Genomic DNA, 24,128 nt, shown 5'->3' with positions numbered 1-24,128 from the left:
ATGGTACGAGTACCGGTCCGAGGTGACGGCGTTCGAGCTGCGGAAGAATCTGCCGGTGCTGTAACGCGTTTCCAGGAGGAGGCGCAAGGTCGCGTGGCCACTGCGGGCCGGTGGGGGTTGTCGCGCCCACCGGCCCGGACGGGGCCCCGGGACGGGTGGCAAATCTCTTGCACCCGGGAAGACAGGGCCGGCGCGTCAGCGCGGACGTCGGGTCGCCAGCCAGAGGCAGATGCTGGGCGGTACGGCACCGGCGAGTCCCGCGATCAGTGCCGCGCCCGCGACCGGCTCGCTGAGCGTGGGCAGCAGGCCGGTGACCCGGCCCGCGGTGGTCGGAACCGTGACCTCGCAGCCCCGCTCGGTCATGGACGTGCCGCCGCCTTCGACAAGCAGCCCATGGCCGTCCTCCCTGCACTGCTTGGACCCGATGGCGTTGGCCCCGAGCCACAGCACCGCGGCCAGTACGGCGAGCAGAAGCGCACCCGCCAGGCCCGCTCTGCGAAGGAGGCGGCTGCGATCGGCGCCCGGGTGTTCGTGTGCGTTCATGCGCGCATCATCCTCGAAGGCCGGACGTCAGCGGTTGGCGGGGCAGTCGTAGGTGCCGTTCGCCTTGTAGGTGGGCGAGCCGCCCCGCACCCAGTCCGCGCAACTCGGCACGCGCCAGCCGCGGGACTTGCCCACCAGTGGCTCGGTGCCGGAACCCGGCCGGTCGTAGTTCAGGCCCGTGCAGGAGCTGCCCGGCTCCATGCCGAGGTCGTTGCAGTCGTTGCTGATCTTCTGGGCGCCCAGGTCGTACGGGGAGCTGGACTTGGTGCCCTTCTCGGCGGCGATCCAGAAGTTGTACGCCACCCCTGCGGTGAGCTTCTTCGGGTAGCCGATGCCGACGGAGAAGTCGAGCTTCTCGCAGGAGTCGGTGGTGTCGTCCCAGTCCCAGTAGGCCGCGGCGGCGCTCGGGAAGTTCCAGCCGTACTTCACGGCGTTCCACTTGAACCCGGTCGACCAGCCGGCCCAGAACTCCGTGTAGGCGCTGTCCGCGCAGTACGGACGGGTGAGGTCCCACAGATCGGTGTTGTAGAGCGACATGTTGTGCTCGTACGCGAAGTCGTCACCGAAGGCGGCGATGTTGCTTGCGGAGTACCAGCGGAGGTAGTGCCGGAACTTGCGCGGCATGTCCGTGGGGGACTCGTACGGATTGTTGTACGCCCGCATCGTCCCGTACCACGGAGCCCAGGCGTTCGAGATGTTCGCCGCAGTCGTCGGCTGCTCGGCGGAGGACGATGACGACGAGGGCGCGTCCTCGCGGCTTTCCTCGGCGGCCGCCTTCATGGCGTCGCTGCGGCCCAGCAGGGCCTCCCTGGCCCGGGTGGCGTCGGCTGCCTGTTCGAGGGTGCCGAGGGGCAGGCGGTCCACGGACTCCGAGTCCGAGTCGAAGGTCCTGGCCTCGGCGAGCACCGGGTCGAGCGCCGTGAGCTGGGCGGCGGGCACTTCGCCGTCCACGACGACCAGGAAGACGAGCGGCTCCACGCCGTACTGGCCGACGACGCTCTCGCGCATGCTTTCGATGGCCTGGTCGGCGGGGACGCCGGGCCCCGGCTGGTCGCCGCCGCCGATCTCGCCGGTGTAGCGCAGCAGGAGCGGCTGGAGCCCGGCGAGAGAGACCTTGAGCTCGTCGAGCGTCTGAGGTACGGCGAACAGCAGCCGGGTCACCTTCGGCTGGACCTGGGGGGCGGTCATCGTGACGGACGTCGGGGACGGTTCGTCGGTGGTCTGGGCGGTCGCCGCGGCGGAGGGCAGCAGGGTGAGGGTGAGGCAGCCGGCCGTGGCTGCGGCCCACATGGTCAGGGAACGAAGTCTCATGTGAGTGTCTGCTCCGGTGTGTCGGTGTCGTCAGCTCTTGGTGCGGGACAGCACGTCGCCGGTGCGGGCGTCGATCTCTAGACGCTCCACGTCCGGCATTTCGGCCCCGGGACGGCCGGCGAGGCCGCGGTCGACGGTGACCGTCCAGCGGTCGGCGTTCCAGGTGTCGGCCACGGCGGTGGCGGTGCCCCGGTCGTCGCCGATCGCGGCACGGGCCACGCGGATCGCCTCGTCGCGGTCGACCGGGAAGGCCGACGCCTTCCCGGCCGCCGCGCCCTGAGTGGTCGACAGGTAGGTGACGGCTCCGGTACGGCGGTCGATCTCGACCGTCACCTGGCGCGCGTCCGCGTGCCCGTCGTCCACGGGGCGCCACGTCAGGAGCGTCAGGGCGTCACCCTCCAGGTGACTGACCGGCTCTTCGGCCACCAGCTGCCAGCCGCCGTCCCATCCGGTGACATTGCGCTGGACGAACTCTTGCGCGGCAGCGCGGGTTTCGTCCGCGCCAAGCCGTACGTCACCGCTGGTCGTCGGGGTGCCCACGAGGTCGATCAGCGAGCCGTCGGCGGCCGATCGGTACTCGACTCCCTCTGCGGTTTCAACGGTCGTGAGGGGCTCCCCCGCCGGACCCTGCGTAGTGGTCGTACTGACCGGTGTCAGGGCGGCGGCGGTGGTGAACTTCGGGGTGGCGACGGGCCGGCTGTTCAACGGCTCGCCCTCGCCCGCCGGCTTGAGTTTGACCGAGCCGGGGGCGGCCGCGGCACCCCGGATCACATAACGGTCCCAGCCGTCCGCCGAACCTTCCTTGGCGAGGAGGTCGGTACGAGCCCGGGCGAGCGCGGTGGACACGGTGACGCCCGTGGTGGCGTGGTACGAGAACCGGCTCCAGAAGTAGTTGCCGGAGTAGTTCGTCGTGCTGGCCGCCGTGCCGTACGCGGTCGCCGGATACATGACCAGGCCGGAGAAGCTGATGGCCGAGTCGATACCGCGGGAGACCGCGACCTCGTTGAAGTTCCCGAGCTGCCCGGACTGGGCGGTGTAGCAGCCCGCGAGGATCAACAGCCGCATGTCGTCGACTTCGGCGTACGGCAGGTACTCGGTGAAGAACCGCAGGTTCGCGTAGAGAGGCACGAGATCCTGCGTCCTGCCGGCAGCCAGGATCGGGTCCTGGTCGTCCGACGGCCCCTCATCGGTCTGGAAGATGCCGCCGTTCGAGTGCCCGAACAGCGCGAAGACGCCCGAGTCCAGCCCGTCCATCCACGCGTCGTCCGCACTACGCCCGGCGGTGTGGCTGGTGCCCGTGTAGCCGGCGGAGCGGGCCGCGTCGCGAAACGCCGTAGCACTGAGTCGCGTGTCCAGACCGTCGTTGAACCGCATGCCGATGCTCGTCTCCACGACCGCCGCCGCATGGGCCGGCGGGGTGCCGACCGTCGCGGCACTCAGAGCGCAGACAAGCGCGACCGGTATCGCGAGCAGCCCACGGCGGCGCTGCCGCCGACCATGGCTTGTGTGTCCCATCAACTCTCCGCTTCTTCTGCCGCACCAGATGGTGCACTGGTGCTGTCACCTGCTCTACGGAGTCGGGTGGCAGCTCCCTCGCGAAGAAGCCGAAGTTCTTTCCACGCTTCGCGCACGTGGGCGCGAAGGGGACCGCCGGGATCAGTCCAGCGGCAGGAGTGGCGGATTCACCGACGACAGCGGGCCGGGCAGACCCGGTACGTCGACGTTCGGCCGTACGACCTGATCCGGCTCGACCGCCGGTACGGGAAGGGTCGGTACCGAGGGCAGGGACGGCACAGGGGGTACGACCGGTACCGCCGGTACGGGTGGCAGCGCCGGTACGGTCGGCAGCGTCGGCAGTTCGGCGGCGGGCATGCCGGGCACGCCGGGCAGCGGCCCCTGATCGGATGCGGAGCCGCCGCCTTCAACGGGCCCGTCGTCCCGGCCCGAGCCACCGGCCGGCCGGCTTGTTCTCTCTGCAACAGCACGCACACCAAGGCGCTCCTGGCCGGTGACCGCAGCCGGAGTGACTGAGGGCCGAGCGCCCGGCTCTTGCGGCGACGACACGAACACGACGTCCGACCGCCCGTCCCGATCGGGCCTGGAAGCGGGCTCTGCGTCGGCTCCCGGAGACAACATCAGGACGAGCCCCGCGAGCATCAGCGTCCCTGCGGACGCCAGGACGGCAGGAGACGCAGCCGTCGGCGTACCCCCGTTGATGCGTGGACGGCCCCGCCACAGCCCCACGGCGACGGCGGCAATCGTCGCCGCAAGTGCGGCCCGCAGCGTCCGCCGCGCCCGGCCCAGCAGCGACTCGGCGGCCTTGTAGGTCAGCCCCATCCGCTGCGCGACCTGCGCCACGTCCAGGTCCTGCGCCTTCAGCTGCAGCGCCACGCGCTGGCTCTCCGGCAGCGCGGTGCCCTGACGGGCGAGCCACCGCGCCTCCGCTTGGTCGCACACGATTTCCTCATGCGGTACGACGCTGGGCGCGCTCAGCATCGAGCCGGCACGCCGGCGTATCCCCGTGTCCCGACTCAGCTGCCGGTGCTGATCGACGCACAGCCGTACGGTCACCGCGGTCAGCCAAGCGCCGAGCCGGTTGCCGTCCAGGTGCGGGCGCTCCGCAGCCCTGGCCATGGCCTCGTGCACCGCGTCCTCGGCGTCCTGCGGGCTCATCGACCGGCGCCGCGCGACCCTCAACAGCTGCTCGCGGTGGCTCCAGATCTGCTGCCATCGGTCGACACGCGTATCGGGCAGCGCGGATTCAGGAATCTGACGCATACGACACCCTCGGCTCTCAACCCGGACCAGCTTGGGCGGCAATCTAACCCGGGACCGGTGCGACCTGACGTCCAGGGGCTCGGCCCCCGCCCGCTGACGAGGCCGCCTGGGTCAACGTCGATTGTGTGAGGCAACCTTTGGGCCGCACCGCTTCCTGCGGAAGAATCTGCCCCCGCGCCCCTGGGTTGGCTACCGCTGGCGGTCCGCCACATCCCTCAGCGCCTGGTGCAGCGGTTCCGTCGCCCGTCGTCGGTACTCCTGGATCGACCAGCCGTTGCCGTCCGGGTCCTTGAAGTACATGAACGTGGCGCCGTCGTCGGGGGCGTACTGGACGGGCTCCGAGATCTCCAGGCCCCGCTCGACCAGTTCCGCCCGGGCCGCCTTGATGTCGGCGACGCAGAGCTGGAGGCCCTGGTAGGAGCCGGGCTCCGGCTTGGTCTCGCCCTGGGCCATGTCCCAGATGCTGTCGCCCAGCGCGATCGAGCAGCCCGAGCCGGGAGGGGTCAGCTGGACGATGCGCATGCCCGGCATGACCTCCTGGTCGATGTCGACGTGGAAGCCGACCTTGTCCCGGTAGAAGTCGCGGGCCCGGTCGATGTCGCTCACCGGCAGTGGGATCACTTCGAGCGTGAAGTCCATCAGTGCTCCTCCAGATTGAAACGCCAACGGGTCTGGCTGAACGGCTCACCCTTACCGAAGCCGAAAACCGTGTGCGGCGCCACCGAAAACACAAACGCGCTTCCCGCGCCGTGGTGGAAGCAGCCGTTCCGCACCTCGAAGCGCCAGACGTCGCCGTACTTCGCCTCCCACGCCGCCGCCAGCTCGCGCAGCCGGTCGTCGTCGGTCACGCGGACTGCCTCGCCCTCCACCACCAGGTCGTATCCCTTGGTCCAGGAGTTGGTGCCGGTGGTCAGGGTGACGTGCGGGTTCCCGGCGAGGTTGCGGGCCTTGCGCTCCTCCGGGCCGGTGCAGAAATGCAGCGCGCCCGCCGACCAGACGGCGAGCAGCGGCGTCACATGCGGCCGCCCGTCCGGACGTACCGTCGAGATCCAGAACAGCTCGGCCTCGCTCAGCAGCGCCTCCGCCTCGGGCCAGGCCGTCGCCGTGGCCGTCTCGTCGCTGTAGCGCGGGTCGAGCAGGGTCTGGGGTCCTGTGCCGGTCATGAGTGCCTCCTCCTGCCACAGGTCTGCTCCCTCTCAGTACTGACCCCGTACGACGGCGGAAGTCATCGGCGCTTCCCACCGGCGGGCCGGTTAGGCTCGGCTCGTACCACGTTGATCCGGACGGGAGGGCGAGGATGACGCCGGGGCGCAGAAGCAGTACCTTCACGCGGCTGCTGCGGCACGGCTTCACCGACCCGTCCGCCGCCGAGCGGCTGCTGGAGAGCGCCGGGCTCGGCGCCGTCCGCGACGACCCGGTGCTGCTGGACGCGCTGGGCGCCACCGCCGACCCCGATCTCGCGCTGCACGGCCTGGTACGGCTGCTTGAGGCGCAGCCCGAACCGACCGCGCGCCGCGAGCTGCTCGACACCCTGACCGGCTCCAAGCCCCTGCGCGACCGGCTCCTCGGTGTGCTCGGCGCCTCCGCCGCCCTCGCCGACCACCTCGCCCGGCACTGCGGCGACTGGCGGGCGCTGGTCACGTACGAGCCGCAGGACCTGCATCCGGGGGTCGCGGAGTTCGAGCGGGGCCTCGCCGAGGCGACCGACCCCGTCTCGCTGCGCGTCGCCTACCGGCGCTGTCTGCTGTCCATCGCCGCCCGTGACGTGTGCGCCACGATCGACGTCGCCGAGACCGCCGCCGAGCTCGCCGACCTGGCCACCGCGACCCTGCGCCGCGCCCTCGCCCTGGCATCCGCCGCCGCCCCCGACGACGCCGCGCTGTGCCGGCTGGCGGTGATCGCGATGGGCAAGTGCGGGGGAAACGAGCTGAACTACGTGTCCGACGTGGATGTGATCTTCGTCGGGGAGGCCGCCGAGGGCGCCGACGAGGGCAAGGCGCTGCGGGCCGCCACCCGGCTCGCCTCGCACATGATGCGGATCTGCTCCGAGACCACCGTCGAGGGCTCCATCTGGCCCGTGGACGCCAACCTCCGCCCCGAGGGCAGAAACGGTCCTCTGGTGCGCACCCTCAGCAGCCACCTCGCCTACTACCAGCGCTGGGCGAAGACCTGGGAGTTCCAGGCCCTGCTCAAGGCCCGGCCGGTCGCCGGTGACCTCGAACTCGGCGCGGAGTACGTCGCCGCCGTCGGACCCCTGGTGTGGCAGGCCGCCGAACGCGAGAACTTCGTCGCCGATGTGCAGAAGATGCGGCGCCGGGTGGTCGAGAACATTCCGGTCGCCGAGATCGAGCGCGAACTGAAGCTGGGGCCGGGCGGTCTGCGGGACGTCGAATTCGCGGTGCAGTTGCTGCAGTTGGTGCATGGGCGGGCGGACGCCGCGCTGCGCAGCGGTTCCACCCTGGAGGCCCTGCGGGCGCTGGCCGCGGGCGGGTACGTCGGCCGGGCCGACGCCGCGCAACTGGAGGACGCGTACCGTTTCCTGCGCTCCATGGAACACCGCATCCAGCTCTACCGGCTGCGCCGCACCCACCTCGTGCCCGAGGGCGAGGCCGACCAGCGGCGCCTCGGCCGCTCGCTGGGCCTGCGCGCCGATCCGGTCGCCGAGCTGAACCGCGAGTGGAAGCGGCACGCCGCCGTCGTACGGCGCCTGCACGAGAAGCTCTTCTACCGGCCACTGCTCGACGCCGTCGCCCAACTCGCGCCGGGCGAGGCCCGGTTGAGCCCCGAGGCGGCACGCGAGCGGCTCGTCGCGCTCGGGTACGGCGATCCGGCGGCGGCGCTGCGGCATCTGGAGGCGCTGGCGTCCGGGATCACGCGCAAGGCGGCGATCCAGCGGACGCTGCTGCCGGTGCTGCTGGGCTGGTTCGCGGACTCCGCCGACCCGGACGCCGGGCTGCTCAACTTCCGCAAGGTGTCGGACGCGCTGGGCAAGACGCCCTGGTATCTGCGGCTGCTGCGGGACGAGGGCGCGGCGGCGGAGAACCTCGCCCGCGTGCTGTCCGCCGGGCGGCTCGCCCCCGACCTGCTGATGCGCGCCCCGGAGGCCGTGGCCCTGCTGGGCGACGGGGACGGCGGGGGACTGGAGCCACGCCCGCGGGTCCAGCTGGAGCAGGAGATCCTCGCGGCGGTCGGCCGCGCCGAGGGCGGCGAGCAGGCGGTCGCCGCGGCCCGTGGCGTACGCCGCCGGGAGCTGTTCCGTACGGCCGCCGCGGACATCGTCGGCTCCTACGGCACCGAGGCCCAGCCCGCCGAGGCGGACCAGGGCGCGCTGGTGGACCTGGTCGGCGGGGCCGTGTCCGACCTGACGGCGGCGACGCTGGCGGGGACCCTGCGGGCCGTGGTGCGGGACAGCTGGGGGGACACCCTGCCGACACGGTTCGCCGTGATCGCGATGGGGCGGTTCGGCGGGCACGAGCTGGGTTACGGCTCCGACGCGGACGTGCTGTTCGTGCACGAGCCGCAGGACGGGGCCGACGAGCGGGAGGCGGCCGACGCCGCGAACCGGGTCGTCGCCGAGATGCGCCGGCTGCTGCAACTGCCGAGCGCCGATCCGCCGCTGCTGATCGACGCCGATCTGCGGCCGGAGGGCAAGTCCGGACCGCTGGTGCGCACCCTCAAGTCGTACGAGGCGTACTACCGCCGCTGGTCCCTGGTCTGGGAGTCGCAGGCCCTGCTCCGGGCCGAACCGGTGGCCGGTGACGAGGGCCTGGGACGGCGTTTCGTCGAGCTGATCGATCCGCTGCGCTACCCGGAGCGGGGGCTCGGCGACGAGGCCGTACGGGAGATCCGGCGGCTGAAGGCCCGCATGGAGTCGGAGCGGCTGCCGCGGGGCGCCGACCCCAAGCTGCACACCAAGATCGGGCCGGGCGGCCTGTCCGACGTCGAGTGGACCGTGCAGCTGCTGCAACTGCGGCACGGCTGGGAGGTACCCGGGCTGCGCACCACCCGGACCCGCCAGGCCCTGGCGGCGGCCCGGGACGCCGGGCTGATCTCCACCGAGGACGCCGGGACCCTGGACGAGGCGTGGGTGCTCGCGACGCGCGTCCGCAACGCCGTGATGCTGGTGCGCGGCCGGGCCGGGGACACCTTCCCGTCACACGCGCGCGAGCTGGCGGCGGTGGGCCGCTACCTGGGGCACGGGCCCGGTCACGTCGGCGACATGCTCGACGCCTACCGACGCACGGCTCGGCGGGCCCGTGGTGTGGTGGAGTCCCTGTTCTACCAGGGCTGACACCGACTGAGCCGACCTCTTAGGGCCTGTCCGGCGGATCATGCCGGCGTCGCGGGGTCCGGCACGCCCTCCCCCAGAGGGGGTACCCCAGCCGCGTTTTCGTCGGTCGCCGACTCTCCCACGCTCGAATGCGCTCGCGCGGGGGGACCCCCATCGCGTCGACTCCCTTCTCCGCCTTGCAGCTGGACGCTCCCCCACGCTCGAACTTGCTCGCGCGGGGGCACCCCCATCGCCCCCGCTCACCTGCGCTGATGAAGCGCCGTTCCTTGCAGCCGACCTGATCCGCCGGACAGGCCCTAGTCGTTCGGGTTCGGTGCCTCCAGTGGAAGCCAGCCTCGTTCGGCTGCGCGGAGGGCGATCTGGAAGCGTGTTCTGGCGCCCAGCGCGGTGCCGGCCTCGCTCACGTGCTTCTGCACGGTGCGGCGGCTGACGTTGAGGACCCGGGCGATCGCGTCGTCCTTCATCCCGGTCGCCATGAGGTCGAGGATCGCCTGGGTTCGTTCGTCTATCCGCGTCGTCTGCCGGGTCCGGCGAGGGGCGGGCCAGTCCTGCCGGCTTTCCAGCGACACCGGCACCGCCTGCTTCCAGATGGCCTCGAACAGCGCGGCGAGCGCGGCGACGAGGCCAGGTGAGTGGACCACGAGTGATCCTGCCGAGGGACGGTCGTGGTGCAGGGGCAGGAGGGCGGCGGTGCGGTCGAACAGGGCCAGTTTGACGGGAAGTCGGGAACTGAGCCGGAACTCGCCGCCGCCGGCGCTGCCCCGCAGTGCCGTCTCCAGTGACACCGTGTCCGTGAAGCCCTCGGTGTCGTAGACCGACCGCAGCCGCAGTCCCTCGCGGAACTCCGGCGGTGCGACATCCCCTTGACCGGAGTCATCCCCCTCACTGGAGGCATCCGCGGGCCCGGTCACATAGGGCGGCTTGGCCAGGTGCAGTACTTCATGGGTGCTGCCCTTGAGGAGATGCGCATAGCGTGCGGTGACCTCCTCGTTGTCTTCCAGGACCTCCACCAGGTGCGGAGCCTGCGGGCGGGCCGCCACGTCGTAGATCTCGTGGAGTTGCTCCATGTACAGCTCGGCCTGGGCCAGTTCGGCGCGCCTGCGGGCCAGCAGGGAGCCCAGGGACGAGCGCGGCGGGCCGGCCTTCCACCGCGGGGGCGTGCCGGCGATGGGGATGACCAGGAGTACGTCCTCCAGAGACCGCAGTGCTGTCTCGACCTCTGCGCGCGACGCGCCGACCGCGGCCGCCACAGTGAGGGAAGAGGCGGAGGCGTGACCCACCAGGTACTCCAGGACTCGGCCGCTGAGCGCGTCCAGCCCGATGCCGGCCCAAGGGCCGTCCGACGTCACATCCATGCAGCCTGACGCTCCCGCTGTAGTGCGCATCGGTGTTGAACGTGTCGCTGCCGCATCTCCGCGCCACCGCTCGCGGGACCCAAGCGCATGTGGGCAATTGCGCGAAGCCGCGACAGCCGGATCTTGTCGCGCATGACGCGACACCGTCAAGGTGGGCACGCTCCCACCAGTCCCGAAGGCGCGACTGGCCCTGCGCATCAACTGCCAGTACATCCACTCAAGTCGAGGGAGTCCTTTGACACGCCACCCCTCCGGAAGACGGCGCCGCCTGCTTGTGGTCGCGGCTGCCCTCCTGGTCACCGCGGCGACCCCGCACGTGGCCTCCTCCGCAGACACCTCACCGGTGGACCGCTCGGCCGACGCCACCGCCGCTGACAACGTTGCCGCATCCGTCGTCACCCTGGTCACCGGCGACAAGGTCACCGTCGCCCCCGGTGCCGGCGACAGCCCCGGCACGCTCACCGTTCAGGGTCCCGACGGCGAGCCCACCGGCGCCCGCGTGCTGACCGTGGGCGGCGACACCTACGTCTATCCCGACTCCGCCCGCCCCTACCTGGCATCCGGCGCCCTGGACGACCAACTCTTCAACGTCTCCCGCCTCGTGGCCGACGGCTACGACGACGCGGCGCTCGAGCACCTGCCCCTCATCGTCACCTACGGCGGCAAGGAGGCGTCCGCCTCCACTCTGCGCCGCCGCGCCGACGCCATGCCGGGCGACGTCACGGACGTACGCCCCCTCACCAGCATCAACGGGGTGGCCCTCGCAGCGGACCGCGAGGACAGCGACGCCGTGTGGAGCGCGCTCACCGGCACCGAGTCCGGCTCCGGCTCCGGGTCCGGCTCCGCGAAGGCACCGGACACCGACGCGGCCTTCCACGGCGGCGTCGCCAAGGTCTGGCTCGACGGCAAGGCCGAGGCCACCCTCAGCGACTCGGTCGCCCAGATCGGCGCCCCCGAGGTCTGGGCGGGCGGCAACACCGGCGACGGTGTCGACGTGGCCGTCCTCGACACCGGCTACGACCCGGGCCACCCCGATCTGTTGGACGCGGTCGAGGACAGTGCCAGCTTCGTCCCCGACCAGGACGTCACCGACCGCAACGGCCACGGTACGCACGTCGCCTCCACCATCGCCGGCAGCGGCGCCGCCTCCGCCGGCAAGGAGAAGGGTGTCGCACCCGGCGTCGACCTGCATGTCGGCAAGGTCCTGGCCAACGAGGGCTACGGCTACGACTCCTGGATCCTGGCGGGCATGGAGTGGGCCGCCCGCGACGTCCACGCCCGGGTCATCAGCATGAGCCTGGGCAGCAGCGAGAACGCCGACGGCGACACCGTGCTCGCCCGGGCCGTGAACGAGCTGAGCGCCGAGACCGGCGCCCTGTTCACCATCGCCGCCGGCAACGACGGTCCCGGTGCCCAGACGGTCCGGTCGCCGGGCACCGCCGACGCGGCCCTGACCGTCGGCGCGGTCGACGCCTCCGACGCCCTCGCCGACTTCTCCAGCCGTGGCCCCCGCTACGGCGACGACGCCCTCAAGCCCGAGATCACCGCGCCCGGTGTCGGCATCCTGGCCGCCCGCTCGCAGTACACGGCCACCGGCAGCGGCTCGTACATGACCGCCAGCGGCACCTCCATGGCGACCCCGCACGTGGCCGGCGTGGCCGCGCTGGTCGCCGCCGCGCACCCCGACTGGACCGGCAGCCGCATCAAGGATGCCCTGGTCAGCACCGTCAAGCCCACGCCCGACATCAGTGCGGACGACGGCGGCAACGGCCGGGCGGACGCCGCCGCGGCGGCCACGGCGACGCTCACCGCCACCGGCAAGATCGACGCCGGCATTCACTCGCCCGGCACGGACAACGGCACGGTCCAGTCCACGGCGACCTGGACCAACACCGGTGACAAGGCCGTCACCGTGGACCTCGCCGTGGACGCCCCCGGCGTGCCCGACGGTGTCTTCACCGTCACCCCCAGCCGCGTCGAGGTGCCCGCGCACGGCACCGCGACCGCCACGGTCACCACCGACCTGGACAAGGCGGGCGACCTCCAGCGCCGGACCGGCCGGCTGACGGCGTCCGCCCAGGGCACCGCGCTGACCCGCACGCTGCTCGGCGTCAGCACCCGCCAGCAGCTGTTCCACGTCCGCACCAAGGTCACCGGCCGTTCCGGCGAGGCCACGGACGGCGTCCTCACCTTCTACCGCAAGGGCGACGAGTACGCGGGCACCTATCTCTACGGCGCCGGCCAGTCGGACGAACTGCTGCCGCCCGGCATCTACACCGTCTACGCCGACTTCCGGGTGGAGGGCACGCACGGCGCCGCCTCGGCCGGATACGCCCGCATGGTCATTCCCGAGGTGAAGGTGACCGGCACCACCGACCTCGTGCTGGACGGCGCGAAGCTCAAGGAGGTCAAGGCAGTCACGCCGAAGAAGGCCGAGAACTTCTCCCGGCGCCTGGACTACTACCGGGAGTTCAAGGACGGCTCCTCGGTCACCGACATGTCGCTGATCGGCGACGGCTACGACAGCGTCTGGACCGCGCCCACGGCCGCGCCCAGGGACGGCGAGCAGTACCTCACCGCCCGCTGGCGCAACCAGGAACCGCTGCTGTCGGTGACCGCCGGCGGGCAGGAGTTCGACGACCTGTGGATCATGCCCGGCTCGGCGAAGCTGCCCGAGGACGACTACACCCTCGATCTGATCCACCCGGGCGACGGTCTCGCGGAGGACTACGAGGGCGTCGACGCCGCCGGCAAGGCCGCCGTGGTGCGCTGGGACTCCCGCGATGAGGACACGGCGGACGACCGGATCAGGGCCGCGCAGGGCGCGGGAGTGAAGCTGCTGCTGTTCGTCAACGACCTCGACGGGCGACTGCGTGAGCCCATCATCAAGTCCTCCATCGAGGTGGTGGGCCTGTCCCGTACGAACGGCGACAGGCTCATAGCGAGCGTGGACGCGAGCGCGACGGGCAGCGTGCCTGTGCGGGCCGTCTCCCGCCCCGACACGGACTACCTGTACGACCTGGTCCGCACCTGGAAGGGCCGCATCCCCGCCAACCTCGTCTACGCGCCCACGACCGGGCAACTGGCCCGGGTCGAGACCTCCTTCCACAACCCCACCGGCCGCGAGGTGTACGAGAACCGCTACGACGTCCACCCCTGGACCATGTACCAGGTCGCCACCAACCGGCTGAGCACGGCCGGCGCGCACCGCACCGACTACGTCAGCACCGACGACACGTTCTCGTGGAGCGAGGAGGGCGAGCTTCAGTCCCTGTCCTACAGCGCGTCCGGAGCGGTCACCTATCCGGCGGGCCGTACCACGGACGTGGAGTGGTTCGGGCCCGTGGTGCGGCCCCGCATCAACGACAGCATCCAGCTGCCCGTGCGCACCGGCGATGAGGTGGACGTCCTCATCCCGTCCTGGGGCGACTCCGGCGGCGGCCACGCCAACTACGCCGCCTTCGGCAGCTCCGACACCACCCAGGAGACCTCGCTGTACCGGGGCGACACCCTCCTCGCCGAGGGCGGCGCCGGGGTGAGCGCGACCGTACCGGCCGCGAAGGGCACCTACCGTCTGGTGCACACGGCGACCCGTACCGCCACGGCCGCCTTCCCCTACTCCACCGACACGCGCACCGAGTGGACATTCACCTCCGCGGCGCCCAAGAACGCCGACGACAGCGAGCAACTCCCGCTCGTCCAGGTCGACTACACCCTGCCGACGTCCGACGCCGGCAGGGCAGCGGCCGACGCGACCCTGCTGGTCACTCCGCTGCACCTGCCAGGCGGCTCGAAGGCGGCGCTCAACACCCGCAAGGTGGAGCTGTCCTACGACGACGGCGCCACCTGGACGACGGCACGCCTCAGCGGCAGGGGCAACGGCAAGGTGAGCCTGTCGCTGCACGCGCCCGCCTCCGCGCAGTACCTCTCGCTGCGCGTCCAGGCCGGTGACAGCCGCGGCAACACCGTGACGCAGACCGTCGTACGCGCCGCGGGAATCGTCGGCTGACCTCGGCGCGACCGAAGCCGCCCGGCGCTCCCCGCACGACCGCCGGGCGGCACCTGTCCATGCCTACGCCTGTCTCGGCACCAGCGGCTTGCGCTTCGGGACCAGGCGCGGCAGTGCGTACGGCAGCGTTCCGTACCACACGCGTGCCACCCCGTAACCGAAGGAGAGGCACAGCATGCCGCCGAGCGCGTCCAGCCAGAAGTGGTTGGCCGTGGCGACGATCACGACGAGGGTGAGCGTCGGGTAGAGCAGGCCCAGCACCCGGACCCAGGGGACGGTCGCCAGCGCGAAGATCGTCAGGCCGCACCACAGGGACCAGCCGATGTGCATGGACGGCATCGCGGCGTACTGGTTGGACATGTTCTTCAGGTCGCCGGAGGCCATCGAACCCCAGGTCTGGTGGACCATGACCGTGTCGATGAAGTGGCCGCCGTTCATCAACCGGGGCGGGGCGAGCGGATACAGGTAGTAACCGACCAGCGCCACGCCCGTCGTCGCGAACAGCACCATGCGGGTCGCCGCGTAGCGGCCGGGATGGCCACGGTAGAGCCACACCAGGACACCGAGCGTGACCACGAAGTGCAGTGTCGCGTAGTAGTAGTTCATGCCGACGATGAGCCAAGTCACCGAGTTCACGGCATGGTTGACGGTCTGCTCGACGGCGATGCCGAGCTGTTGCTCGGCCTTCCAGATCCAGTCCGCGTTGCGCAGCGCCTCGGCCTTCTGCTCCGGAACCGCGTTGCGGATCAGTGAGTACGTCCAGTAACTCACCGCGATCAGCAGGATCTCGAACCACAGCCGCGGCCGACTCGGAGTACGCAGCCGATCCAGGAAATCCGCCCCCGTGTCGTCCGCGACGGGGTGTGGAACGGCCTCTTCCCGGCCTTCCAGTGTCGTCACGGTCGTGTCACCCATGGGCACAGAGTCTGCCAGAAAAGAATTCCCGCTCCGATCATCCCCTGGTGGCATTCAGCACGCACGTTCTACGGCAGCGGGAGGGCCCCGGGAGGCGTTCGCCTCGTACCCGCGTATCAGGGCGAAGCGACGATTCTCCGCCCTAGGGACGATGCCGGTCCCCAGGGGCCGAAGCGGTCGAACCGCGCACCACCAGCTCCGGCATGAACACGAACTCGCTGTGCGGCGCGGGCGTCCCGCCGATCTCCTCCAGCAGCGTGCGCACCGCCGCCTGACCCATCGCCGGGACCGGCTTGCGGACGGTGGTGAGCGGCGGGTCGGTGAAGGCGATCAGCGGGGAGTCGTCGAAGCCCACGACCGAGACGTCCGTCGGGACCTTCAGGCCCAGCTGCCGGGCCGCCCGTATCGCACCGAGGGCCATCATGTCGCTGGCGCACACCACCGCGGTGCAGTCCCGGCCGATGAGGGCCGTGGCGGCGGCCTGGCCGCCCTCCAGGGTGTACAGCGAGTGCTGGACGAGCTCCGACTCGACGGACTCCTGGCTCAGACCCAGCTGGTCCTGCATCGCCCGTACGAAACCCTCGATCTTGCGCTGCACGGGGACGAACCGTTTCGGGCCGAGGGCGAGGCCGATCCGGGTGTGGCCCAGCGAGACGAGGTGGGTGACCGCCAGCGTCATCGCCGCCCGGTCGTCGGGGGAGATGAAGGGCGCCTGCACCTTCGGGGAGAAACCGTCGACCAGCACGAACGGCACGCCCTGCGCGCGCAGCTGCTCGTAGCGCTGCATGTCGGCGGTGGTGTCGGCGTGCAGTCCGGAGACATAGATGATGCCGGCGACCCCGCGGTCGACCAGCATCTCGGTCAGCTCGTCCTCGGTGGAGCCGCCGGGGGTCTGGGTGGCGAGGACCGGGGTGTAGCCCTGCCGGGTCAGCGCCTGGCCGATGACCTGGGCCAGGGCCGGGAATATCGGGTTCTCCAGCTCCGGGGTGATCAGGCCGACCAGGCCCGCGCTGCGCTGCCGCAGCCGCACCGGACGCTCGTAGCCGAGGACGTCGAGCGCGGCCAGTACGGACTGGCGGGTGGTGGCGGCGACGCCCGGCTTCCCGTTGAGGACGCGGCTGACGGTCGCTTCGCTCACCCCCGCCTGAGCAGCGATGTCGGCAAGCCGTGTGGTCACGGCACTGGACTGTACCGGCCGTATGTCGCCTTGCACACCAATCGGACGCCGGGTGCGGGCGGTTGACCGGCGCGCTGCGGGTTGCTGCGGCATGGCGTCCCTTCGTGAAACGGATGGCAAGAGCTTGCAGAGTCTTGCACAACACGGTCCGTGCCCGCTCAACCCCGCAGAACAACGGTCTCACAGCGATCGACGACAGGTCACGTGCGGATAACTTCGGTGATGCCTTGCACTTTTTTTCTGCAAGGTCTTTCGCAACGCTTACATCGCTGTTACGTTCACGGTCGCCCGGCCGCCGCAACGGCGCAGTCGGCAAGTCGACAGGGGCGGTAGACGGGACCACCCCCTGCTAACTCGGGCTTTCACCCTCAAGGAGAACTCATGCGGCGTGGCATAGCGGCCACCGCGCTGGTGGCGTCCCTCGCCCTCACGGCGACGGCCTGCGGCGGAGACGACAGCGGCGACTCGGCCGGCGGTCCGGTCACGATCACCTGGTGGGACACCTCCAACGCCACCAACGAGGCGCCGACGTACCAGGCCTTGGTCAAGGAGTTCGAGGCCGCCAACAAGGACATCAAGGTCAAGTACGTCAACGTGCCCTTCGACCAGGCGCAGAACAAGTTCGACACGGCCGCCGGCTCCAAGGGCGCCCCTGACGTGCTGCGCTCCGAGGTCGGCTGGACCCCCGCCTTCGCCAAGAAGGGCTACTTCCTGCCGCTGGACGGCACCGAGGCCCTCACCGACGAGAGCAAGTTCCAGCCCAGCCTGATCGAGCAGGCCAAGTACGAGGGCAAGACGTACGGCGTGCCCTTCGTCACGGACACCCTGGCCCTCGTCTACAACAAGGACCTCTTCGAGAAGGCCGGCGTCGAGGCTCCCAAGACCTGGGACGACCTGAAGAAGGCCGCCGCCACGATCAAGGACAAGACCGGCGTCGACGGCTACTGGGGCTCCACCCAGGCCTACTACGCCCAGTCCTTCCTCTACGGCGAGGGCACCGACACCGTCGACGCCGACGCCAAGAAGATCACCGTCAAGTCGCCCGAGGCCAAGAAGGCCTACGAGACCTGGCTGAGCCTCTTCGACGGCAAGGGCCTGCACAAGGCCGACACCACCGCCGACGCCTACGCCCACATCCAGGACGCGTTCGTCAACGGCAAGGTCGCCGCGATCATCCAGGGCCCCTGGGAGATCACCAACTTCTACAAGGGCTCCGCGTTCAAGGACAAGGAGAACCTGGGCATCGCCACCGTCCCGGCCGGCTCCACCGGCAAGGCGGGCGCCCCGACCGGCGGCCACAACCTCTCCGTGTACGCCGGCTCCGACGAGGCCCACCAGCAGGCCGCGCTGAAGTTCGTCAACTTCATGACCTCGGCGAAGGCCCAGGAGACCATCGCCCTGAAGAACTCGACGCTGCCCACCCGCGACGACGCCTACACCGCCGAGGTCAAGGCCGACCCGGGCATCGCCGGCTACCAGGGCGTCCTCGCCGCCGCCCAGCCGCGCCCCGCGCTGCCCGAGTACAGCTCGCTGTGGGGTCCGCTCGACGACGAGCTGCTCGCTGTCGCCGGCGGCAAGAAGTCCCTGGACGAGGGGCTCGACAGCGCCGAGACCTCGATCACCAAGCTGGTCCCGGACTTCAGCAAGTGACCCCGACCGGCCGTCGGATCCTCCTGACTCATGGGGGGAAGGATCCGGCGGCCGTCGGCCTGTGCGCCGTACCCCCTGATCTGTAGATCCTCACAAAGGTTGTCGAACCATGACAGTCGCCATCGATCGAGCGACCGGAAAGCGACTCGGTGACCGCGGGCCCCGGCCCGGGCCACTCCAGCGCCTGAGGCGCAGCTACCAGAAGTACTGGTACGCCTACGCGATGATCGCCCCGGTGGTCCTCGTGCTCGGCGTCCTGGTGCTGTATCCGCTGGCGTACGGCTTCTACCTGACGCTCACCGACGCCAACAGCCTCAACACGGCCCGCACGATCGGCGTCAACGAGATCGAGGCCACCTACAAGTTCATCGGCTTCGACAACTACGCCGACATCCTGTGGGGCGAGACCGCCTACGACCGCTTCTGGTCGCACTTCATCTGGACGATCGTGTGGACGGCCGCCTGTGTCGCCCTGCACTACTCCATCGGTCTGGGCCTCGCTCTGCTGCTCAACCAGAAGCTGCGCGGCCGCACGTTCTACCGGCTGATCATGGTCCTGCCGTGGGCCGTGCCCACCTTCGTCACCGTCTTCGGCTGGCGTTTCATGCTCGCCGACGGTGGCATCATCAACTCCGCCCTGGAAACCCTGCACCTGCCGGCGCCGCAGTGGCTGGAGGACACCTTCTGGCAGCGGTTCGCCGCGATCATGGTCAACACCTGGTGCGGGGTGCCGTTCATGATGGTCTCGCTGCTCGGCGGTCTCCAGTCGATCGACCGCACGCTGTACGAGGCCGCCGAGATGGACGGCGCGAACGCCTGGCAGCGCTTCCGGTACGTCACCCTGCCGGGCCTGAGGTCGGTCAGCTCCACCGTCGTCCTGCTCGGCGTGATCTGGACCTTCAACCAGTTCGCGGTGATCTTCCTGCTGTTCGGCACCACTGCGCCGGATGCCCAGATCCTCGTCACCTGGGCGTACTACCTCGGCTTCGGGCAGCAGCCGCGCGACTTCGCACAGTCCGCCGCCTACGGCATCCTGCTGCTGGCCATCCTGATCGTCTTCACCTCCGTCTACCGCCGCTGGCTGAACCGCAATGACCAGCAGCTCGCGATCTGAGGCAGGAGTCCCCATGAGCACCACGACCGTTCAGAAGTCCGCCACCGCGGACCAGGCCCCCGCCCCCGCCCCGCCGCGCAGGACGCGCCGCCGCGGCGAGCAGGGCCTCGTCGGGACCCTCGCCGCGCACGGCACCCTGACCCTCGCCAGCCTGATCGCGCTGTTCCCGATCGCCTGGCTGGTCTACCTGTCCCTCGGCCCGGACAAGGACGACTACCTGCACCCCGGGCGCATCTGGGGGAAGATGACGTTCGACAACTACTCGTTCGTCCTGACGGAGACGAACTTCTTCGACTGGCTGAAGAGTTCGCTGGTCGTCTCGCTGGGCACCACGGCCATCGGCGTGATCATCGCCGCCACCACCGGCTACGCGGTGTCCCGGATGCGCTTCCCCGGCTACAAGAAGTTCATGTGGGTGCTGCTGGTCACCCAGATGTTCCCGATCGCCGTACTGATCGTGCCGATGTACCAGATCCTGTCGGAGCTCCAGCTCATCGACACCTACCTCGGCCTGATCCTCGTCTACTGCTCGACGGCCGTGCCGTACTGCGCCTGGCTGCTCAAGGGGTACTTCGACACCATCCCCTTCGAGATCGACGAGGCGGGACGCGTCGACGGACTCTCCCCGTTCGGCACCTTCCTGCGGCTGATCCTGCCGCTCGCCCGGCCGGGCCTCGCGGTGGCGGCGTTCTACAGCTTCATCACCGCGTTCGGCGAGGTCGCCTTCGCCACCACGTTCCTGCTGGACGACGAGAAGTACACGTTCGCGGTCGGTCTGCAGAGCTTCGTCAGCGAGCACGACGCCCAGCGCAACCTGATGGCCGCCACCGCCGTACTGATCGCGATACCGGTGTCCGCGTTCTTCTACCTCGTGCAGAAGAACCTGGTGACCGGCCTGACGGCGGGTGGCACCAAGGGCTGACCGCCCTTTCCGCCACGACTCCCGCGCGCTGTGCCGCGCGGGCGGCGGCCGCGGTGCCGATCCGACCCCGCTGTCACCGCGGCCGCCTCACCACCCGCCGCCGTACCCAGTAAGCCCCATGACCTCACCCCTGTTACGCATCAAGGACGCCATGAGCCAGTACTCCACCGACCCGGCCCCGACCTCCGCCGTCGCCACCGTCGCCCGCCGCCGCGACTGGTGGCGCGACGCGGTGATCTACCAGGTCTATCCGCGCAGCTTCGCCGACAGCAATGGCGACGGCATGGGCGACCTGGAGGGCGTACGATCCCGACTCCCGTACCTGCGCGACCTCGGCGTGGACGCCGTGTGGCTCAGCCCCTTCTACGCCTCCCCGCAGGCCGACGCCGGGTACGACGTCGCCGACTACCGTGCCGTCGACCCCATGTTCGGCTCCCTGCTGGACGCGGACGCGCTGATCCGCGACGCCCATGAGAACGGGCTGCGCATCATCGTCGACCTGGTCCCGAACCACTCCTCCGACCAGCACGAATGGTTCAAGCGGGCGGTCGCGGAAGGGCCGGGTTCCCCGCTCCGCGACCGCTACCACTTCCGTCCCGGCAAGGGCAGGAACGGCGAACTGCCGCCCAACGACTGGGAGTCCATCTTCGGCGGCCCGGCATGGACGAGGGTTCCGGACGGCGAGTGGTACCTCCACCTCTTCGCCCCCGAGCAGCCCGACTTCAACTGGGAACACCCGGCGGTGGGAGACGAGTTCCGCTCGATTCTCCGCTTCTGGCTGGACATGGGTGTCGACGGCTTCCGTATCGACGTGGCCCACGGCCTGGTGAAGGCGGAGGGCCTGCCCGACCTCGGCGCCCACGACCAACTCAAGCTGCTGGGCAACGATGTCATGCCGTTCTTCGACCAGGACGGCGTGCACGAGATCTACCGGCAGTGGCGGCGGATCCTCGACGAGTACGCGGGGGAGCGCATCTTCGTCGCGGAGGCGTGGACCCCGACCGTCGAGCGCACCGCCAACTACGTCCGCCCGGACGAGCTGCACCAGGCCTTCAACTTCCAGTACCTCAGCACGGATTGGGACGCCAAGGAGCTCCGTACGGTCATCGACCGCACCCTGGAGGCCATGCGCCCGGTCGGCGCCCCCGCCACCTGGGTGCTGTCCAACCACGACGTCACCCGGCACGCCACCCGCTTCGCCAACCCGCCCGGCCTCGGCACGCAGATCCGCGAGGCCGGTGACCGCGAGCTGGGCCTGAAACGGGCGCGGGCGGCCACCCTGCTGATGCTGGCGCTGCCCGGATCGGCGTACATCTACCAGGGCGAGGAGCTGGGCCTCCCGGACGTCGTCGACCTGCCGGACGAGGTGCGCCAGGACCCGGCGTACTTCCGCGGCGCGGGGCAGGACGGCTTCCGTGACGGCTGCCGGGTGCCGATCCCGTGGACGCGCACGGGGTCGTCGTACGGCTTCGGCAGCGGGGGCAGTTGGCTGCCGCAGCCGGAGGGGTGGGGCGAGCTGAGCGTTCAGGCGCAGGAGGGGGTGGCCGGTTCGACGCTGGAGCTGTACCGGGCCGCGCTCGCCGTGCGCCGTACGCAGCCCGACCTCGGGGCGGGGGAGGCCGTCGAGTGGCTGAAGGCGCCCGAGGGCGTGCTCGCCTTCCGGCGCGGGGAGTTCGTGTGCGTCGCGAACACCGGCGGGGAGTCGGTGACGACTCCGGGGTACGGCCGTCTGCTGCTCGCCAGTGGTGAGGTGACCGAGGCGGACGGCGAGGTGAAGGTGCCGGCCGACACGACGGTGTGGTGGGCCACGGGCTCCTGAAAGCCCCTCCGCAACTTTTTCATTGAAGTTCGTACGGCCCGCTGCCCTTTCGGGCGGCGGGCCTTTAACATCTCCGTCACCGCAAGTTGGCTGAAAGTTTTCAGCAAGAGCCTTCAACGGTGAAGGAACCCCACATGGCACGCAGAACCCTCCCCTGGGCGGCCGCCCTCGCAGCCGCCCTTGTCATGAACCCATCCCCTGCTGAGGCCTCCCCGCCCGGCACCAAGGACGTCACGGCCGTCCTGTTCGAGTGGAACTTCGCCTCGGTCGCCCGCGAGTGCACCACCACCCTCGGCCCCGCCGGTTACGGCTACGTGCAGGTCTCCCCGCCCGCCGAGCACATACAGGGCGCGCAGTGGTGGACGTCGTACCAGCCGGTGAGCTACAAGATCGCCGGGCGTCTCGGCGACCGCGCGGCGTTCCAGAACATGGTGAACACCTGCCACGCGGCCGGCGTGAAGGTGGTCGTGGACACGGTCATCAACCACATGTCGGCGGGCAGCGGCACCGGCACGGGCGGCTCGTCGTACACGAAGTACAACTACCCCGGCCTGTACTCCTCCTTCGACTTCGACGACTGCACGGCCCAGATCACCAACTACCAGGACCGCTGGAACGTCCAGCACTGCGAACTGGTGGGCCTGGCGGACCTGGACACGGGTGAGGACTACGTCCGTGGGGCCATCGCGGGCTACATGAACGACCTGCTCTCCCTCGGCGTGGACGGCTTCCGCATCGACGCGGCCAAGCACATGGACGCCGCCGACCTGGCCAGCATCAAGTCCCGGCTGAGCAATCCGTCGGCGTACTGGAAGCAGGAGGTCATCTACGGCAGCGGAGAGGCGGTCCAGCCGACGGAGTACACGGGCAACGGGGACGTCCAGGAGTTCCGGTACGCGTATGACCTCAAGCGGGTCTTCAACAACGAGAACCTGGCGTACTTGAAGAACTACGGCGAGGGCTGGGGCTACATGAGCAGTTCCGTCTCGGGCGTCTTCGTCGACAACCACGACACCGAGCGCAACGGCTCCACGCTGAGCTACAAGGACAACGCCAACTACACGCTGGCGAACGTCTTCATGCTGGCCTGGCCGTACGGGGCGCCGGACATCAACTCGGGTTACGAGTTCACCGACCATGACGCCGGACCGCCGAACGGCGGCCAGGTCAACGCCTGTTGGCAGAACGGCTGGAAGTGCCAGCACGCGTGGCCGGAGATCCAGCGCATGGTCGCCTTCCGCAACGCCACGCGGGGCGAGTCGGTGACGAACTGGTGGGACAACGGGGGCGACGCGATCGCCTTCGGGCGGGGCAGCAAGGGATTCGTGGCGATCAACCACGAGTCCGGTTCGCTGACCCGCACGTATCAGACATCCCTCCCGGCGGGGACGTACTGCAACGTCCAGAACAACACGACGGTGACGGTGAACGGTTCCGGCCAGTTCACGGCGACGCTGGGCAGCAACACGGCCCTGGTGATCTACGCGGGCAAGTCGAGCTGCTGAGCGGCGACCCGAGCGGACGCCGAGTCCATGCCCCGCGAGGTCCAGCGGCGTGCCCGGGCGCGCCGTGACATCGTGGGGCCATGGCCATCGATGTTCGCCCGGCGTCGGTCTTCGAGGACGTCGCTGCCGTGCTCGGCCCGAAGTCGGCCGGAGCCAGCGTCTGCTGGTGCCTGAGCTACCGGATCCCGTCCAAGCTCAACAACGAGCTGCGCGGCCCGGCCCGCGGTGAGTACGTCGCCCGGCTGTGCGGCATGGACCCCCCTCCTGGGGTGCTCGCCTACGACGGTGACGAGCCGGTCGGCTGGGCCGCCGTGGCGCCCCGCTCGGACACGTCCTTCGCTCGGAACCGCAAGATTCCGCACGTCGACGACCTGCCCGTCTGGTCGCTGTGGTGCATCCGGGTCCGCCCCGGCCACCGCAAGCAGGGCATCACGCACGCCCTCATCGCGGGCGCGGTCGAGTTCGCCCGCGCCCACGGCGCCCCGGTGATCGAGGCCTACCCCCTCGACAACGGTGACGCCAAGGTCGACCTGACCATGGCGTACGCCGGGCTCCGCAAGAACTTCGAGCGCGCGGGCTTCGTCCACGCCGCCGACACCACCTCCGTTCTGGCCGGTCATCCCCGGATCCTGATGCGGCTCGACCTGCGCTGAGCGTGAGCTGGTCCAGCTCGGCCGCCGGGAGGGCGCGGGCAAGACTGCCCCTGAAACTTCTTGCTAAGTGTTTCAACACTCTTGCT

17 protein-coding genes are annotated in these 24,128 nt (G+C 70.2%); 8 read left to right on the top strand and 9 right to left on the bottom strand.

The genetic code is table 11. The features are described 5' to 3' along the window. Positions 1-195: 195 nt before the first annotated feature. The 6 genes from SSP24_RS34770 to SSP24_RS34745 all read right to left on the bottom strand — a co-directional run bounded on the left by SSP24_RS34770 (position 196) and on the right by SSP24_RS34745 (position 5,795). Positions 196-543 (bottom strand): hypothetical protein, encoded by a 348-nt coding sequence (locus tag SSP24_RS34770; protein ID WP_141313971.1) that lies wholly within the window; start codon positions 541-543, stop codon positions 196-198. A 27-nt stretch (positions 544-570) separates the two neighbouring features. After that, on the bottom strand, positions 571-1,854 hold the full coding sequence (locus tag SSP24_RS34765) for a hypothetical protein (protein ID WP_141313970.1): 1,284 nt from the start codon (positions 1,852-1,854) through the stop codon (positions 571-573). 30 nt (positions 1,855-1,884) lie between these two features. Beyond that, entirely contained in the window at positions 1,885-3,369 is a 1,485-nt protein-coding gene (locus tag SSP24_RS34760; protein WP_141313969.1) for a PepSY domain-containing protein, read from the bottom strand. 141 nt (positions 3,370-3,510) lie between these two features. Beyond that, positions 3,511-4,632, bottom strand: a complete 1,122-nt coding sequence (locus SSP24_RS34755; RefSeq protein WP_141313968.1) for an RNA polymerase sigma factor — start codon at positions 4,630-4,632, stop codon at positions 3,511-3,513. Positions 4,633-4,821: 189 nt separating this feature from the next. Continuing rightward, positions 4,822-5,271 carry a VOC family protein gene (locus SSP24_RS34750; RefSeq protein WP_141313967.1) on the bottom strand — a complete coding sequence of 150 codons (450 nt, stop codon included), beginning with the start codon at positions 5,269-5,271 and terminating at the stop codon, positions 4,822-4,824. Beyond that, a complete protein-coding gene (locus SSP24_RS34745) occupies positions 5,271-5,795 on the bottom strand; it encodes a pyridoxamine 5'-phosphate oxidase family protein (protein WP_141313966.1) in 525 nt (174 codons plus the stop codon). Before SSP24_RS34745 ends, SSP24_RS34750 begins: the two co-directional genes overlap by 1 nt. 134 nt (positions 5,796-5,929) lie before the next feature. Here SSP24_RS34745 and SSP24_RS34740 point away from each other — a divergent pair, with 134 nt between their 5' ends. Beyond that, complete coding sequence (locus SSP24_RS34740; RefSeq protein ID WP_141313965.1) at positions 5,930-8,923, top strand: bifunctional [glutamine synthetase] adenylyltransferase/[glutamine synthetase]-adenylyl-L-tyrosine phosphorylase; 2,994 nt, start codon at positions 5,930-5,932, stop codon at positions 8,921-8,923. Positions 8,924-9,219: 296 nt separating this feature from the next. Here SSP24_RS34740 and SSP24_RS34735 read toward each other — a convergent pair whose 3' ends face one another. After that, entirely contained in the window at positions 9,220-10,278 is a 1,059-nt protein-coding gene (locus tag SSP24_RS34735) for a helix-turn-helix transcriptional regulator (protein ID WP_141313964.1), read from the bottom strand. A gap of 235 nt (positions 10,279-10,513) precedes the next feature. On the opposite strand from SSP24_RS34735, the gene SSP24_RS34730 reads away from it, so the two are divergent. Beyond that, the gene (locus SSP24_RS34730; protein WP_141313963.1) at positions 10,514-14,287 is read left to right on the top strand and encodes a S8 family serine peptidase; all 3,774 of its coding nucleotides are present in this window, start codon (positions 10,514-10,516) and stop codon (positions 14,285-14,287) included. A gap of 63 nt (positions 14,288-14,350) precedes the next feature. Here the strand turns inward: SSP24_RS34730 and SSP24_RS34725 are convergent, their stop codons facing one another. Both SSP24_RS34725 and SSP24_RS34720 read right to left on the bottom strand, forming a co-directional pair. Further along, the gene (locus SSP24_RS34725) at positions 14,351-15,202 is read right to left on the bottom strand and encodes a phosphatase PAP2 family protein (protein WP_141313962.1); all 852 of its coding nucleotides are present in this window, start codon (positions 15,200-15,202) and stop codon (positions 14,351-14,353) included. Between the two features lie 142 nt (positions 15,203-15,344). Continuing rightward, positions 15,345-16,379, bottom strand: coding sequence for a LacI family DNA-binding transcriptional regulator (locus SSP24_RS34720; protein ID WP_268255071.1), 1,035 nt, complete (start codon positions 16,377-16,379; stop codon positions 15,345-15,347). A gap of 381 nt (positions 16,380-16,760) precedes the next feature. Between SSP24_RS34720 and SSP24_RS34715 the strand changes: the two genes are divergently transcribed. From SSP24_RS34715 to SSP24_RS34690, 6 genes are all read left to right on the top strand, one after another. Continuing rightward, positions 16,761-18,029 (top strand): extracellular solute-binding protein, encoded by a 1,269-nt coding sequence (locus SSP24_RS34715; RefSeq protein ID WP_141313960.1) that lies wholly within the window; start codon positions 16,761-16,763, stop codon positions 18,027-18,029. 109 nt (positions 18,030-18,138) lie between these two features. Beyond that, positions 18,139-19,143, top strand: coding sequence for a carbohydrate ABC transporter permease (locus SSP24_RS34710; protein WP_141313959.1), 1,005 nt, complete (start codon positions 18,139-18,141; stop codon positions 19,141-19,143). Between the two features lie 13 nt (positions 19,144-19,156). Next, positions 19,157-20,065 (top strand): sugar ABC transporter permease, encoded by a 909-nt coding sequence (locus SSP24_RS34705; protein WP_141313958.1) that lies wholly within the window; start codon positions 19,157-19,159, stop codon positions 20,063-20,065. 118 nt (positions 20,066-20,183) lie between these two features. Beyond that, positions 20,184-21,884 carry a glycoside hydrolase family 13 protein gene (locus SSP24_RS34700; RefSeq protein WP_373306651.1) on the top strand — a complete coding sequence of 567 codons (1,701 nt, stop codon included), beginning with the start codon at positions 20,184-20,186 and terminating at the stop codon, positions 21,882-21,884. A gap of 134 nt (positions 21,885-22,018) precedes the next feature. Then, the gene (locus SSP24_RS34695; protein WP_141313957.1) at positions 22,019-23,389 is read left to right on the top strand and encodes an alpha-amylase; all 1,371 of its coding nucleotides are present in this window, start codon (positions 22,019-22,021) and stop codon (positions 23,387-23,389) included. 80 nt (positions 23,390-23,469) lie between these two features. Then, positions 23,470-24,042, top strand: coding sequence for a GNAT family N-acetyltransferase (locus tag SSP24_RS34690; protein WP_141313956.1), 573 nt, complete (start codon positions 23,470-23,472; stop codon positions 24,040-24,042). Positions 24,043-24,128 lie beyond the last annotated feature (86 nt).

The organism is Streptomyces spinoverrucosus (assembly GCF_006539505.1).
GTDB lineage: Bacteria > Actinomycetota > Actinomycetes > Streptomycetales > Streptomycetaceae > Streptomyces > Streptomyces spinoverrucosus.
Note: the sequence above shows the minus strand (reverse complement) of the source record. Positions and strands in the feature narration are given on the sequence as shown.

Excerpts from the sequence above, each read along its gene's own strand:
- SSP24_RS34770 (WP_141313971.1), bottom strand. The coding sequence starts at position 543 with ATGAACGCACACGAACACCCGGGCGCCGATCGCAGCCGCCTCCTTCGC.
- SSP24_RS34765 (WP_141313970.1), bottom strand. The coding sequence starts at position 1,854 with ATGAGACTTCGTTCCCTGACCATGTGGGCCGCAGCCACGGCCGGCTGC.
- SSP24_RS34760 (WP_141313969.1), bottom strand. The coding sequence starts at position 3,369 with ATGGGACACACAAGCCATGGTCGGCGGCAGCGCCGCCGTGGGCTGCTC.
- SSP24_RS34755 (WP_141313968.1), bottom strand. The coding sequence starts at position 4,632 with ATGCGTCAGATTCCTGAATCCGCGCTGCCCGATACGCGTGTCGACCGA.
- SSP24_RS34750 (WP_141313967.1), bottom strand. The coding sequence starts at position 5,271 with ATGGACTTCACGCTCGAAGTGATCCCACTGCCGGTGAGCGACATCGAC.
- SSP24_RS34745 (WP_141313966.1), bottom strand. The coding sequence starts at position 5,795 with ATGACCGGCACAGGACCCCAGACCCTGCTCGACCCGCGCTACAGCGAC.
- SSP24_RS34740 (WP_141313965.1), top strand. The coding sequence starts at position 5,930 with ATGACGCCGGGGCGCAGAAGCAGTACCTTCACGCGGCTGCTGCGGCAC.
- SSP24_RS34735 (WP_141313964.1), bottom strand. The coding sequence starts at position 10,278 with ATGGATGTGACGTCGGACGGCCCTTGGGCCGGCATCGGGCTGGACGCG.
- SSP24_RS34725 (WP_141313962.1), bottom strand. The coding sequence starts at position 15,202 with ATGGGTGACACGACCGTGACGACACTGGAAGGCCGGGAAGAGGCCGTT.
- SSP24_RS34715 (WP_141313960.1), top strand. The coding sequence starts at position 16,761 with ATGCGGCGTGGCATAGCGGCCACCGCGCTGGTGGCGTCCCTCGCCCTC.
- SSP24_RS34710 (WP_141313959.1), top strand. The coding sequence starts at position 18,139 with ATGACAGTCGCCATCGATCGAGCGACCGGAAAGCGACTCGGTGACCGC.
- SSP24_RS34705 (WP_141313958.1), top strand. The coding sequence starts at position 19,157 with ATGAGCACCACGACCGTTCAGAAGTCCGCCACCGCGGACCAGGCCCCC.
- SSP24_RS34700 (WP_373306651.1), top strand. The coding sequence starts at position 20,184 with ATGACCTCACCCCTGTTACGCATCAAGGACGCCATGAGCCAGTACTCC.
- SSP24_RS34695 (WP_141313957.1), top strand. The coding sequence starts at position 22,019 with ATGGCACGCAGAACCCTCCCCTGGGCGGCCGCCCTCGCAGCCGCCCTT.
- SSP24_RS34690 (WP_141313956.1), top strand. The coding sequence starts at position 23,470 with ATGGCCATCGATGTTCGCCCGGCGTCGGTCTTCGAGGACGTCGCTGCC.